Origin of the sequence: Siphonobacter sp. (assembly GCF_048595215.1) — a bacterium.
Taxonomy (GTDB): Bacteria; Bacteroidota; Bacteroidia; order Cytophagales; family Spirosomataceae; genus Siphonobacter.
The window spans coordinates 18,407-32,240 of the sequence record NZ_JBMDWJ010000102.1; the positions used below are offsets into that span (position 1 = coordinate 18,407).

General features: G+C 51.0%; 10 protein-coding genes and 1 tRNA gene. 8 read left to right on the forward strand and 3 right to left on the reverse strand.

Going from position 1 to position 13,834, the window contains the following annotated elements; all coding sequences use genetic code 11:
- Window positions 1-113: 113 nt before the first annotated feature.
- Window positions 114-1,811, reverse strand: a complete 1,698-nt coding sequence (locus ACOJTG_RS05815) for a tetratricopeptide repeat protein (protein ID WP_420152951.1) — start codon at window positions 1,809-1,811, stop codon at window positions 114-116.
- 213 nt (window positions 1,812-2,024) lie between these two features.
- Entirely contained in the window at window positions 2,025-3,029 is a 1,005-nt protein-coding gene (locus ACOJTG_RS05820) for a sugar phosphate nucleotidyltransferase (RefSeq protein WP_420152952.1), read from the reverse strand.
- Window positions 3,030-3,308: 279 nt separating this feature from the next.
- Between ACOJTG_RS05820 and ACOJTG_RS05825 the strand changes: the two genes are divergently transcribed.
- The 6 genes from ACOJTG_RS05825 to ACOJTG_RS05850 all read left to right on the forward strand — a co-directional run bounded on the left by ACOJTG_RS05825 (window position 3,309) and on the right by ACOJTG_RS05850 (window position 11,059).
- Window positions 3,309-3,381 (forward strand) — tRNA-Phe (locus tag ACOJTG_RS05825).
- Between the two features lie 205 nt (window positions 3,382-3,586).
- The gene (locus ACOJTG_RS05830; protein ID WP_420152953.1) at window positions 3,587-4,903 is read left to right on the forward strand and encodes a TolC family protein; all 1,317 of its coding nucleotides are present in this window, start codon (window positions 3,587-3,589) and stop codon (window positions 4,901-4,903) included.
- 18 nt (window positions 4,904-4,921) lie between these two features.
- Window positions 4,922-5,881: an efflux RND transporter periplasmic adaptor subunit gene (locus tag ACOJTG_RS05835; protein ID WP_420152954.1), complete on the forward strand. Its 960-nt coding sequence runs from the start codon at window positions 4,922-4,924 to the stop codon at window positions 5,879-5,881.
- 28 nt (window positions 5,882-5,909) lie between these two features.
- Complete coding sequence (locus ACOJTG_RS05840; protein WP_104714802.1) at window positions 5,910-6,212, forward strand: DUF190 domain-containing protein; 303 nt, start codon at window positions 5,910-5,912, stop codon at window positions 6,210-6,212.
- A 48-nt stretch (window positions 6,213-6,260) separates the two neighbouring features.
- The gene (locus ACOJTG_RS05845) at window positions 6,261-9,413 is read left to right on the forward strand and encodes an efflux RND transporter permease subunit (protein ID WP_420152955.1); all 3,153 of its coding nucleotides are present in this window, start codon (window positions 6,261-6,263) and stop codon (window positions 9,411-9,413) included.
- A gap of 134 nt (window positions 9,414-9,547) precedes the next feature.
- Window positions 9,548-11,059 carry a glycoside hydrolase family 10 protein gene (locus ACOJTG_RS05850; protein WP_420152956.1) on the forward strand — a complete coding sequence of 504 codons (1,512 nt, stop codon included), beginning with the start codon at window positions 9,548-9,550 and terminating at the stop codon, window positions 11,057-11,059.
- A 142-nt stretch (window positions 11,060-11,201) separates the two neighbouring features.
- On the opposite strand, the gene ACOJTG_RS05855 is transcribed toward ACOJTG_RS05850, so the two are convergent.
- Entirely contained in the window at window positions 11,202-11,636 is a 435-nt protein-coding gene (locus ACOJTG_RS05855; RefSeq protein ID WP_104714799.1) for a MarR family winged helix-turn-helix transcriptional regulator, read from the reverse strand.
- 374 nt (window positions 11,637-12,010) lie between these two features.
- Between ACOJTG_RS05855 and ACOJTG_RS05860 the strand changes: the two genes are divergently transcribed.
- Both ACOJTG_RS05860 and pbpC read left to right on the forward strand, forming a co-directional pair.
- Window positions 12,011-12,466, forward strand: a complete 456-nt coding sequence (locus ACOJTG_RS05860; protein WP_420152957.1) for an RDD family protein — start codon at window positions 12,011-12,013, stop codon at window positions 12,464-12,466.
- A gap of 25 nt (window positions 12,467-12,491) precedes the next feature.
- The coding region (pbpC, locus tag ACOJTG_RS05865; RefSeq protein WP_420152958.1) for a penicillin-binding protein 1C at window positions 12,492-13,834 on the forward strand (1,343 nt) is incomplete at its 3' end.

The window sequence follows — 13,834 nt, forward strand, 5'->3', positions numbered from 1 at the left end:
GTCGTACTCAGAATTATTCCTAAAAAAAGATATACAAACCAATGCTTCATGGTCAATTGTTACAAGTGCGGTCTTTCCCTCACTCACCCGATCCTGCCAATGCAATCACTACCTTACAGCGATCCGGTGGATATTTTCTTCTCGATTCGCTCCGAAGCTACGCCCAGGCTTTTTGCCTTTTTCCACTGTTCCAACGCTTTCTCTTTGTCGTTTAGCTGAAAGAGTACGTCACCGTAATGTTCCCAAATGGTTCCATTCGAAGCGTCGAGTTTGACGGCTTTTTCCAGGAACGTACGGGCCATGGCATACTCACCGCGAGCAAAATACACCCAGGCATGGGTATCCAGATACGTGGCGTTCTGCGGGAACAGTTTCACCAGGCGGCTCGTCATTTCGGTAGCCTTATCGAGTTTAACCTTACGCAGAGACAAAAAATAACCGTAATTGTTTAAGACATGCTCATTATTCGCGTCAATTTTCAGGGCGTCTTCGTAGGCTGCGTCCGAAGCTTCGAACTTACCCATCGCATTGTACGCATCGCCTAGCTGGGCGTGAATGAAGGTCAGTAGTTTCGTATCGCTCGAAAGACGTCGGGCTTCTTCCAAGGCATCCGCCGCTTTTTTATACTGCTTTTTTGCCAGATTAGCCGAGCCACTGGCGTACCAGAATACGGCCTGATTGGGAAATACTTCCAAAGCCTGTTCGGCATGCGTGACGACACTATCCATCTGGTTAAGATCACCATCGAGTTGAATAACGCGTTGCCAGACTTCGTTGAGCGAGCCATCCAGCCGAACCGCTTTCGCGTAACTATCCCGGGCGGCGGCTTTGTCATTGCGTTGAGCCAGTAAATCACCGAGAATGACGTGTCCCTGGGACTGCTCCGGATGACTTTGTACTAGACTGCGGGCAAAGGTAAGTACGTCCTCATTCTGACTCTCCTGCGGCAACATGGCCATGTAGCTCGTCAGTACGCGGGCTTTCGTCGTGGCATCGAGTGAAGGGTCAGCAAAGGCTTTGCCCAGTTCTTCATTACAGCGTTTCAGGTCGCCTTTCTTGCGGTAGAGTTCCGCCAGCATAATGTGGGCCTGAGCGTTGTCGGAGCGAAGCTGGAGGATTTTTTCAAGAACGGGGATGGCCTGTTCCGAGCGGTCATGGGTCATGAGCAGTTCGGCCTGATCCACTAGATATTCTACTTCCGAAGGATCGGAATTGATGAGTCGTTCGCCTTCCTTGATCGCTTCGTTTACTTTACCCTGCTTGAGCAGTACCATTTGCTTCTGCTGGGTAATTTCCTCCGAAAGTCCCAGCGTTTTTTCCACTTTGTCGTACGCTTTTAGTGCTTCGGCGTACTGATCCTGCTGTAAGTACAGCGAGGCTAATTCAATGGCGTATTCCGTATTTTCGGGGTACCGCGTCGCTAGCAGTTGATACAGCTTAGCGGCCTCGGCAAACTTGTGTTTTTTCTCGTAAATATCGGCCAGTAAGGTGGTTGCGAATTTATTCTCGGGGCTGAGCAGAAAGGCCTTTTCGGCGTGCGGCATGGCCTTGTCCGTATCTCCCTTCTTGTCGTAGGCTTTGGCTAGGGAATAACTAACCCCGGAATTTTCCGGCGACATTTCCAGGGACTTTTGGAAGGCAGGAATGGCCTGCTCGAAATCATCCTGCACAAAAAACTTCATCCCTTCCGCAAATACGCGTTCTGCCTCGGCGATTTGCTCCGCCGTAGGTGCTTCTTTTTTCTTTTTTTGCTGGGCAATCGTAGGCCCGGCTAAAAAAGCCATCAATACGGCTAGGGCAACTGCTTTCATAGAGGCTGTCAGTGGGCTCTGGATTGCGAAAAAATAACCTTCGGAGCTTTTTACTTTTACAATTTACTGTATTTCAACGAATTGAAAGCAAAAATTAATACTTTCAATACCCACAAAAAAAGGCCTGTAGGCACTGAAAGTATAAAAATACGGGCTCGCCGTAAAGCTACGCCCGTCATTTCTAAGCAGATACGAACGGCTGGGTTATTTAGCTTACACCGTAATCGAGTTATAATCGCCGACACTCAAATCGGCGGCTTTGCTGGTCAGGTGAACGAAGTTGCCCACCATGGAATTTTCCAGGTTGACACTTTCAATGACTGTATTCTCCTGCACAATGGAATTGCGGATCACAGAATCCTTCACGCTCGTCTTTTTACCCACGGAAACATGCGGCCCGAGTACCGTATTTTCGATGACGGCATTTTCACCCACGAATACGGGGGGAATGACCACCGAGTTGATCAGCTTTACGGACTCGTGAATGAGGTTCTGATCGCGGACGAATTCCAGGTAACGGCGATTGGTCTCTACCGTGGCCTGTTTGTTGCCGCAATCCAGCCATTCCTGTACCTGACCCGGTACAAACTTCAGGCCTTTCCGACGCATGTTTTCAATGGCATCGGTAAGCTGGAACTCACCCGAAACTTTGATATTGTTATCGACTAGGTACTGCAATTCGTTTCGCAGGTTTTCACCGTCTTTGAAGTAGTAGATACCGATGATCGCCAGATCCGATACGAAGGTTTGCGGTTTTTCCACGAAACCGATGATTTCGCCCGCTTCGTTTACCTGAGCTACGCCAAAAGCACTCGGATCTTCCACCGCCTGTACCCAGATGATGGCGTCCTGATCGGTTTCCAGCTTAAAATCCGCCCGGAACAGGGTATCGGCGTACGCAACAATGACATTTCCTTTCAGACTTTCAGCCCCGCATAAAATGGCGTGAGCCGTTCCAAGGGGTTCATGCTGATAACAAATACGGCCTTTTGCTCCGACTGATTCGGCAATGGCCAGTAAGCGTTGTTCTACTTCTTCACCAAAATCACCAATGACAAAGGCTATTTCATCGATGGGGGTACCGCATACTTGGGCAATGTCTTCTACGAGCCGTTGTACAATGGGTTTTCCGGCAATGGGAATCAGGGGCTTGGGAATACTGAGGGTGTGAGGCCGCATCCGCTTACCCATCCCTGCCATGGGAATAATAATGTTCATGACTTAATTTTCTACAATTCTATACGTGGAACTACTTGGTTGAATAGGATTCAAGTATAGCGGTGATTCATTGTCGGAGTTACAAGTACTGGCTACAAACATAAGCCGATAGTTCTGCTTCAGCAAGTTTTAAATTTGTGACCTCAAGCGGGTGATCCACAGGCGGTTTCGTCTGATTTTAAAAAGTTTTTTAAAAAATATTGCCTCAGGTATTGCTTTTGGCTCTTTGTGCTACTACTTTTGCAGTCCCAAAACACACGTAGTAGCGGGACAAAAAATGGTGAAGTAGCTCAGTTGGTAGAGCAACGGACTGAAAATCCGTGTGTCGGCGGTTCGAACCCGCCCTTTACCACCCTTTTTTAAAAGCACGTTAGTCTCTGGCTAACGTGCTTTTTTTATGCTCTTATCTCAAGCCTTACTTTCCGTTTTACGAACGATTCAGTTCCTACCCACCGGAAGTCACTGATTTTTTCCTGAGTCGTCGACTTTTTCCAGCAAAAAATCTATTTTTCTCCCGCGATTTGACTTCATGGCCCGGACTGCGTCCAATACGGGCTATGACTACCCTGTTCTATGTGTGGAGCACGGATGATCGGATCAAATCCGATGAACCAATTCCTAATGCAATACTTTTTATGATGCGAATGACGCTGGCCCTTGGGCTGGTACTCGTAGCCTATCTGGGCGGTTACGGTCAACAGGTGTATTCGTTCCGTCAGACCCTTAAACGGGTACGCGAAGCCAATCCTACCCTGCAGTTACAAACGCTGGACATTGCCGCCAGCCGTTCGGATGAAATTACAGCGGGCCTTCGCAGTAATCCTATTCTCAACAACCAGACCCTGCTTCAGCTTTCCTCGAAACACCTTCCCGCCGACGCAGGCTACCTAAGCCGACAGAATCGTCAGTTTTGGTTACAGCTCACCAAAGAGTTCGACCTGTACGGAAAACGTACCCGCCGGGTAGCCTTTGCCCAAGGCCTAACGCAGGTGTCGGAAGCAACGCTGAAAGAAAATACGCGTCAAGTACTGCGGGATGTCTCCCTGAGCTGGCTGGATGCCTGGTATGCGTCGGTGAAACTGGACTTATTGCAGCAAACCCAGGGCAACCTGGATAGCCTGGTGGCCGTCAATCGGGTTCGCTTACGCAATCAGGTCGTGAGTTCCTCGGATTTGACGCGGACGGAAGTTTTCTCGGAACGAAATGCCGTACTGATTCTGACGGCCCGGCAAACCTACGCCAACCAGCTCATGGCCCTTCAGGTACAACTGGGCCAAACCGATAGCGTACAAATTGATTTAAAAGATCCCATTTTATCGCAGGTTCAATTCGATAGCTTGTTGAACTACGCCCTGGAGCAGCGTTCGGATGTACAACTGGCCCGTAGCGGCTTGGAGGCAGCTCAGCGAAACGTAGCGTTGCAACGCGTACTGGCGAAACCCAGCAATGAGCTCGGAACGATCTGGAACCCGCAGAATGCCGTTCCGTACGTGGGGGTTTTCCTGACTTTCGAATTACCCGTTTTTAGCCGTAATCAGGGCGAGATCCAGAAATCGAAAATCTTACAGCAACAGGCTCAGGATCAGCGTACCTTTCTGGAAAAGCGAATCAGCGTGGAGCTTCGGACGGCCATCAATACCTTTCGTAATCACCAGCGGTCCATTCAACGATTCGAGCAATTACTCCGCCAATCCGATCAGGTACTCAACTCCGTCCGCTACAGCTACGTCAAAGGAGCGACCACTTTGGTAGATTACCTGGAAGCCCAGCGGGCCTGGTACGAAACTCGCCAAAGCTACTTTGACGCCCTATACGATTACCGGAAAAGTTTCGTAGACGTTCTCTACACTTCCGGCCTCATTTCTGAATGGTAACCCCTCACTCGAACGACCGTGAACGTACGCACCTATACCTGCCTACTGCTGCTAGGACTTCTGGCCTGTCAGAAAACCGAAAAAAAAGCTCCCCCGGAACTACTTCGACCAACGGTTGCTCAGGAGGGTCAATTGATTACGCTGCCCACCGATGCGATGGCCGCTGATTTCAAAACAACGCCCGCTGAACCCAGCAACCTACGGGCCGATTTTGAGGCTCCGGCTCAGGTGGCGGCTACCGTGATTCCTTCCCAGGAAAACCCCGATCAGCATCTGGTACTCTTCAACGATGCGGAACTGGCTTCGGAGTATACGCAGTTGCTTCAGCACCGCATCAACATTCGTACGCTTACCGTAAGCGTAGCCCGGGCGAAAGATCTGGCCAGCAACGGAGCGGGTACGGGCCGCGATGTACTGGAAGCCGAAACGCAGTTGGAAAACGAAAAGGCCGCCTTAATCGAGCACGAAGCCCGGCTGCAAATGGGTGGATTTCCGGCGGAGTTATTGATGAAAGCTCGTCCCCGCACGGCCTGGGTCGTTTGTGAGGTTCCCGAAAGTCAGCTCACCCGCGTCAAACAGGGACAAACCTGCCAGCTCAGTTTTACGGCGTATCCCGGCGAAGTGTTCCAGGGTAACTTACAGGCCATCAATGAGATTGCTGATGCTCAGACCCGTATGATCAAACTACGGATTCTGGTTGCCAATGCCGGAGGTCGTCTCAAAGCGGGTATGTTCGCTACGGTTCGCTTTGGCATCAGTGAAGGGAATTTCCTTTCGGTACCGCAGTCGGCCGTGGTAACCATTCAGGGTAAAGACTACGTGTTTGTCCAAACCCAGCCCCGCAGTTTCGTTCGTCGGGCCATCACGACGGGTTCACAAACGGGTTCGGCCATCATCGTACTTTCGGGTCTGAAGGCGGGAGAAGCCGTGGTGTCCGAAAATACTATGCAGCTCAAAGGAATCAGCTTTGGTTTCTAATGCTCACGAATACTAGCTACTCCCCCTCATGCTCCTGCAGGCTCAAATTATTCTCAATAAGGACGAAATGGATGACCACGGCCATCCGCTCTACCTCACCATTCTACAATGGATGGTTCAACAACAGATGCCCAATGCCCGGGTTTTGGAAGGCATCAGCGGCATTGGCCAGCATCGGATTCTCCGGCCCGGAGCCTTGTTTTCGTTCGATGAGCCGCCCATTCTAATCCTTTTCGAAGCCGAAGCCGAACAGGTTCGGTATGCCCTTCGGGAGATTCGCCAGTTTTCGCCCACGGCGTTAATGCTGGCTTACGAAGTCGAATTATTCTAATCCCCTCGCTCGGTGCATTGGACCGAGCGATGTCCTACTACTTCTTCCATGATTCGCAGTCTTTTATTGTTTTCCCTCAAGAATCGATGGGTGGTTATTGCCCTGGCGGTGGCTCTAATGGGCGTGGGATACGCGTGCTTCCGTACGCTCAAAATTGAAGCGTACCCCGATATTGCGGATACGAATGTGATCGTCATTGCCAAGTACGACGGGCGGGCCGCTGAGGAAGTCGAACAGCAGGTAACCATTCCCATCGAGCGGGCTCTGAACAATACGCCTCACGTAACCGACCGCCGTTCGCGTACGATTTTCGGTTTGTCGGTCGTACAGCTCAATTTTGACGAAACCGTTACGGATTATTTTGCCCGTCAGCAAGTACTTGAACGCATCGCGGACGCCGAATTACCCGATGGCGTTACGACCGAACTGGCCCCGCTGACGACGGCGGTAGGTGAGATTTTTCGCTACGTAGTGGAAGCTCCACCGACCTACACACCCATGCAATTGCGTGATTTGCAGGACTGGCGAATTGTACCGCAATTGCTACAAGTGCCGGGTATTGCCGACGTGGTGACCTTCGGGGGACCTTTGAAAGAATTCCATATCCTGACCGATCCGGCCAAACTGCGAAAGTACCATTTGAGCCTGCCGATGGTGATGGAGGCCGTTAGTAAGAACAATCAGAACACGGGTGGTAATTTGATTGATCGCGGTGGGCAGGGTTTTGCCGTACGCGGACTAGGGGTACTGAAAACGCCCAAAGACATTGAAAGTATTGTATTAACGGCCATTGACGGCGTACCGGTATTCCTCTCCGACGTAGCCCGCGTAGAAATTTCGCCACCTGCTCCATCGGGTATTCTGGGCTATACCGTACGCGATGCAAAGGTCGATGTCACGGGTTCTACCGAAGGCATTGTGGTACTGCGACGCGGGGAAAACCCCAGCGAAGCCTTGGAAGCCTTGAAAGCCAAGATGGCCGAACTCGAAGCTCGCGAATTACCCAAAGGCGTTCGCCTGCGGGTTTTGTACGATCGTAGTTTTCTGATTGATCATTCGCTGGAAACGGTAGCTCATACCCTCTTTGAAGGTATTTCCATTGTCATCATTCTGCTCGTCTTATTTCTGGGAAGCTTCCGGGCGGCCTTGGTCGTTACGGTTACCATTCCCTTTGCCCTGCTCTTTGCCTTCATGTTAATGAAATTGGCGGGCATACCGGCCAACTTACTCTCGCTGGGAGCCATCGACTTTGGTATTATTGTGGACGGAGCCTGTGTCATGGTCGAGCACCTGGTCCGGCGGTACCGCTCGGCCACTGCCGAAGAAAAACGCCGGGGAATTGTACCCCTTACCCTATCGGCGGCTCAGGAAGTGGGTCGGGAAATATTCTTTTCCGTCACGATTATCATTCTGGCCTACCTGCCCATTCTGCTGATGCAGCGGGTAGAAGGCAAACTCTTCCGCCCCATGGCTCTCACGCTGGCGTTTGCGGTGGTGGGTTCCATGCTGGCCGCTCTGACGTTTATTCCAGTACTGGTTTCCTTTGCTTTCAAAAAGTCCCTGGATCCTAACGCCAAACCTTTAAAGGAACATCGAAACATCTTCTTACTGCCCTTCGAAAAAGGGTACGCCTGGCTACTGACTCGTTTGCTGAAGGGTCCCAAACTGGTACTCACCCTGGGCTTTGCGGTGGTGCTGCTGATGATTGGTACCGGAGCTAAATTAGGCACGGAATTTCTTCCTGAACTGGATGAAGGCTCCATCTTTCTACGGTCGTTTATGCCTTCGGGTGTGACCATTCAGGAAAACGCCAAGATTGCTCCGAAAATCCGGGAAATCATCGCAAAAAATTATCCGGTCGATTTCGTCATTACCCAAACGGGTCGTAACGATACCGGTACCGATCCGTTTCCACCCAACCGAACGGAAATTCTGGTGGGTTTAAAGGATTATTCGAACTGGACGGACAGTCTTCGCAAGAAAGACCTCGTCGCCCGAATTCAGACCGAATTACAGAACGCCTTTCCCGGTTCCTTCTTTTCTTCCGGACAGCCCATTATCGATCAGGTGATGGAAATCGTTACGGGGTCGGCGGCCGATTTAGCGATCTCGGTTGTGGGCAATGATCTGGATTTACTCCGGGAAAAAGCCAATCGGATTTCGAAAATCGTACAGCAAACCGCCGGGGCCTCGGCCACCAACATTGAGCAGGAGGGGCCGCAGGATCAGCTTTCCATTCAGGTAAACCGGCAGGCCGCCGCCCGGTACGGGGTGAATGTAAGTGATGTAGAAACCATGGTAGAAGCCGCCGTGGGTGGCAAAGACGTCGGTACGATTTACGACGAAGACCGCCGCTACGATCTGGTCATCCGGTTTACGCCCGAAAGCCGGAACTCCATTGACGTCATCCGGCAGTTGCAGGTACCGGCCGCTTCGGGGGCTTTGATTCCCATGAGCGAGCTGGCCGACATCAAATACGTGCAGGGTCAGACGAACATTTACCGCATCGACAGCAAACGGATGGTTACCGTGCGTACCAACATTCGGGGTCGTGATCAGGGGGGCTTCGTGCAGGAAGTACAACGAAAAATTCAGCAGCAGGTCCAGATTCCCGAAGGCTATCAGGTCATTTACGGCGGACAGTACGAAAACCTCGAACGGGCCGGTGGGCAGCTTCTACTCACCATTCCACTGACGGTCGTGGTGGTTTTCCTATTCCTGTACATCCTTTTCCGAAATTTCCAGGACACCTTACTGACGCTTACCTGTATTCTTTTCGCCCTGGGTGGCGGTATTGTCGCCTTGCTGCTGCGGGGGTACAACTTCAACGTATCGGCGGGGGTAGGCTTCGTTTCAATTTTCGGCATTTCCGTGATGGCGGGCGTACTGCTGGTGTCGGCCCTCAACCGGGCTACGCTGGAAGGGACGGAACTTACCCGCATGGTTTACGAGATTTCCCTCGAACAACTGCGGGCCATCATGGCCATTATGCTCGTGGCTATCATTGGTCTGGTACCAGCGGCTACTTCTTCGGGGATTGGCTCGGATGTACAGCGGCCCCTGGCTACGGTTATTATTGGTGGACTTACGTCTACGCTGATCTTTGCCCCGCTACTCATTCCACCCCTCTTTTTGCTCCTGGCTCAGCGAGCGGCCCGTCGTCCTAAACGCGTTTCCAGTGACTCAACGGAGGAAATTTAATTTTTTAAAGGCAACGTATAACCTTGCGGTACCTTAAGCGGTTTTGAGTGTTAGCTACCCTTTTCAAACGGATTCTGGCTTCGAAGCCATAGAATCCGTTTATTTTGTGACTTCAATCCGATGATTTGTCTGTAATGTGTACTCGCTTTTTCTTTCTTGTTCTGGTTTTTTGTGGTTGGCAAGCGTTTGCTCAGCAGGGCTCGCCCAAGCGAGAGCTTCGGGCCGTATGGATTGCTACCGTAGATAATATCGACTGGCCGCGTCCGGGTGATTACAATCCCCATTCGCAGCAACAGTCGTTTCGACAAATCCTGGATAACCACCGCCAGTCGGGAATGAATGCGATCTTCGTACAGGTTCGCGATGCCGCCGATGCCTATTACGCCAAGGGGGCTACGGAACCCTGGTCGGAGTGGCTCACGGGCCGCCAAGGCCGAGCTCCCGAGCCTTTTTACGATCCGCTGGAGTTCATGATTGCCGAATCGCACCAGCGGAACCTGGAATTTCACGCCTGGCTGAATCTCAACCGGGCGGTATTCAAAGGCCACCCCAACGTAACACCCGATCACGTGAGTCGCCAGCATCCCGACTGGATGCTAACCTACGACGGCACCAAGTTCTTCAACGTCGGTGTACCCGAAGTACGGAATTATATTACCAGCATTGTTACGAATCTGGTCCGGAACTATGATCTGGATGGCATCCACTTTGACGACTATTTTTATCCCTATAAAGTGGTTGGACAAGTGCTAAACGATCAGGTGACGTTCTACAAATACGGAGCGGGGTATGCCAATATTCATGACTGGCGGCGGGATAATATCAACCAGCTCATTCACCAGATTTCGGATTCGGTGAAAGTCATCAAGCCTTATGTGAAATTCGGGATCAGTCCGTTTGGTATCTGGCGAAATCGCAGTTCGCTAGCTCCCGAAGGCTCCGAGACCCGTGGTTTGAGTTCCTACGACGATCTGTACGCCGATACGCGGAAGTGGCTGCAAATGGGCTGGATCGACTACATTGCTCCGCAGGTCTATTTTCACCGCGGTCATAAACGGGTACCCTACCAACCGCTGGTAGACTGGTGGCGGAAAAATTGCTACGGCCGACATCTCTACATCGGTCAGGGAGCGTATCGGATGAATGGGGAAAGCGGCTGGGATAGCCCCGATGAAATGCCCATCCAGATTCGCTTCAATCGACAGCACCCGGAGGTTCAGGGCAGTATTTATTTTAGTTCGCGGTCCTTACTCAATAATTACAAAGGCTTCCAGGATACGCTTCGCCGGGATCTGTACCGACTTCCGGCCCTGGTACCCACCATGCCTTGGAAAGATCATACCCCACCGCTCCCACCGCAGGAGTTCGAGCTCAAACGAACGCCAACGCAGGTACTCATGCGTTGGCAGATGCCACCCGCTGCCGTGGATGGCGAAGTACCCCGGCGTTTTGTGGTGTATCGGTTCCGGGAAAATGAACCCATCATTCTCAACAATACGTCTAAAATTCTGGCGATTCTTCCCGTACCCCAAACCTCGTACGCGGATACGCCCCCTACGCCCGGCAATTACCGCTACGTGGTTACGGCTTTAGATCGACTACAGAATGAAAGTTATGGGGTTATGACGGACGTGGAGGTGCAGTAGCTACGTTAGAACGGGAATGCACTTCCGTTCGAGTTTCTATTTACTTAGCTTATACGGAAGCATTGCCGGCCTTGGATCAGGCGGGAAAGCTTGGCTAGGCCTTTCAACAAGGGCGAATGTTGCGTATCCACTCCTTACACGCCTAGCCCGTAATGTTCAGGTAGATGGTATCCAGGATGCGAACGAGATCGTCGAAATCCTGATCGGAAAGATTAGCCCAGCCGATTTTACGTACTTCGGCTACTACGGGGAACGCGATGTGGTATTTCTCCATTCCGGCGGGCGTCAGGTGGAGATTAAACTTGCGCCGGTCTTCCTCGGCCATGCGGCGTTCGACAAGCCCTTTTTTGACCAGAATATCCAAAATTCGCGTAACGGTAGGATTGTCTTTAGCCGTTTTTTCCGCCAGTGCATTCTGACTGATGCCCGGAAAATGAAAGACGTGGTCGAGTAATACCCATTGATCGACCGTCAATTCCATTCCCGCTTCATCCAAGCGTTTCTGAAATACGTAACGGACTTTTTTAATGGTAGTATCAATCTTGAAAAAATAAGCCCGTTGATCAGAAGCCGTCATATCTACTGGAAAATTAGGAGTCAAACTGGTTCTTCAAAGATAGGCTTCAAACCATAGAATCCTTGTCTTTGACCTTGGGATGCGTTGGAATTGGAATACGTACGAACGCTTTTGTACCGAAAAGCTGAAGAAGCCAAGTAATAGAGCGTCCGGTGGGTACTGGGCCAGTAGGTTACCGGCCCAGTATGCCCCGAACGGCGTATTGATGAAGTGTATTGAATAATTAGCAAAGCAACTATTCGTATACAAAGAGAATACAAGAAAAAAGAAAAGTCAACTCTATACGTATAATTTTATTTCCGGCTGAAATCGTTAGCATACCGTTGACAAGTGAAAGAAGGACTTACTTTTGCAGCTTTATTTTTCCTGTTTGTATGCAAAAGACCGACGAGTTGGTACTGGCCAGTGTGGGCAACCGGTTTCTGGCTAATTTAATTGATTACTTCCTCATCAATATCGCTACGATGTTGATTGCGTATTTGGTAGGCATTCCCATTTTCAATCTGGACTTTCAGTACCTTAATTCGCATCCGGAAGCCCTTTCTGAATTGTACACGCAATTGTTAATGGTCCTTGTACCGACGAGCTTTTTCTACCGTTTCTTTCAGGAAAGCTCCCGCTACCAGGCCACGCTGGGTAAGCGTATCCTGAAATTACGGGTGGTAAGAACGACCGGCGAGCCACTCAGCTACAAGGACGCCTTCATTCGAAATGCCGTTAAGGAAATCAGTGGCTATTTTTACATGGTGTACATCTACGGGCTTTTCAGTCGTTTTCATCAATGTATACACGATGTAGCGGCTCGCACGTACGTAGTCGATAATGTGTAGAAAGCGAATCCAGATGGACTAACTCATGCGAATACGGTTCTGGGTATGGGCAATCAGTATCAGTCTGGCGGCACTCCTGCTCCTGGATGTTGTCTTTCCCTTTCGGATAAAACCTTCGTATTCCACGCTGGTAGAAGCCACCGATGGCTCCATGCTACACGCCTTTCTCAATGAAGAAGACAAGTGGCGGCTCTATACCGAGCTTAACGAGATCAGTCCTACCCTACGCAAAACCCTACTCTTTAAAGAAGATCGCTGGTTCTACTGGCATCCGGGTGTGAATCCGGTGGCGATTGTACGGGCTCTGTTTAACAATACTACGACGGGGCGGCGTACCTCGGGAGCTTCCACCATTACGATGCAGGTCGTTCGATTGCTGGAACCACGTCCCCGTACCTACGCCAATAAGCTCGTGGAGATTGTACGGGCTTTTCAGCTGGAAGCCCATTTTTCCAAGGATGAAATCTTACAGTTGTACCTTAATCTGGTTCCCTACGGCTCCAACATTGAGGGCATCAAATCGGCGTCCTGGCTGTACTTTCAAAAACCACCCCAAATTCTGAGTCTGGCGGAAGTAACGGCTCTGACGATCATTCCCAACCGCCCCAACAGCTTGCAACCGGGTCGCAGCAATGCGTACCTGATTCAGGAACGCAACCGCTGGCTTCGGCGATTTGAGCACGAACAGCTCTTCGACCAAGCTACGGTAGCCGATGCCCTGACTGAACCGCTACAGGCCCGCCGGAGTAATGCTCCGCAGGCAGCTCCGCACCTGGCCGTGCGTTTGAAAAAAGAATTCCCCGGACAGCCCATTCTCCGGACCACACTCGTACCCGCCCGCCAATCGGCCCTGGAACGGCTGGTTAAAAATTACGTCAATCGCCTAAAAGTCAATCGCATTCAGAATGCAGCCGTGCTGGTCATTAACAATCGAAGCATGGCCGTAGAAGCCTATGTAGGTTCGGCTGATTTTCGGGATGCTTCCGACGGTGGGCAGGTCGATGGTATTCGGGCCGTGCGTTCACCGGGGAGTACGCTCAAACCGCTCCTGTACGCTACGGCCTTTGACCAGGGCTTACTGACCCCTAAATCGGTAGTGTATGACGTACCGAGTAACTTCATGGGGTTTGAACCCGAAAACTTTGACCGTCAATTTCACGGAAAAGTCACCATTGCATACGCCCTGGCTAATTCACTGAACGTACCAGCCGTACAGGTATTGCAAAAAATGGGAGCTTCTACACTGGTTGAAAAACTCAAGAAAGCACAGTTCCAAACCATCCAAAAGCAATCCGGTAAACTGGGGCTCTCCATGATTCTGGGCGGCTGTGGGGTAACCCTCGAAGAGTTGACCACCTTGTTTGCCAG

Excerpts from the sequence above, each read along its gene's own strand:
- ACOJTG_RS05845 (WP_420152955.1), top strand. The coding sequence starts at position 6,261 with ATGATTCGCAGTCTTTTATTGTTTTCCCTCAAGAATCGATGGGTGGTT.
- ACOJTG_RS05830 (WP_420152953.1), top strand. The coding sequence starts at position 3,587 with ATGACTACCCTGTTCTATGTGTGGAGCACGGATGATCGGATCAAATCC.
- ACOJTG_RS05840 (WP_104714802.1), top strand. The coding sequence starts at position 5,910 with ATGCTCCTGCAGGCTCAAATTATTCTCAATAAGGACGAAATGGATGAC.
- ACOJTG_RS05820 (WP_420152952.1), bottom strand. The coding sequence starts at position 3,029 with ATGAACATTATTATTCCCATGGCAGGGATGGGTAAGCGGATGCGGCCT.
- ACOJTG_RS05850 (WP_420152956.1), top strand. The coding sequence starts at position 9,548 with ATGTGTACTCGCTTTTTCTTTCTTGTTCTGGTTTTTTGTGGTTGGCAA.
- ACOJTG_RS05855 (WP_104714799.1), bottom strand. The coding sequence starts at position 11,636 with ATGACGGCTTCTGATCAACGGGCTTATTTTTTCAAGATTGATACTACC.
- ACOJTG_RS05815 (WP_420152951.1), bottom strand. The coding sequence starts at position 1,811 with ATGAAAGCAGTTGCCCTAGCCGTATTGATGGCTTTTTTAGCCGGGCCT.
- ACOJTG_RS05860 (WP_420152957.1), top strand. The coding sequence starts at position 12,011 with ATGCAAAAGACCGACGAGTTGGTACTGGCCAGTGTGGGCAACCGGTTT.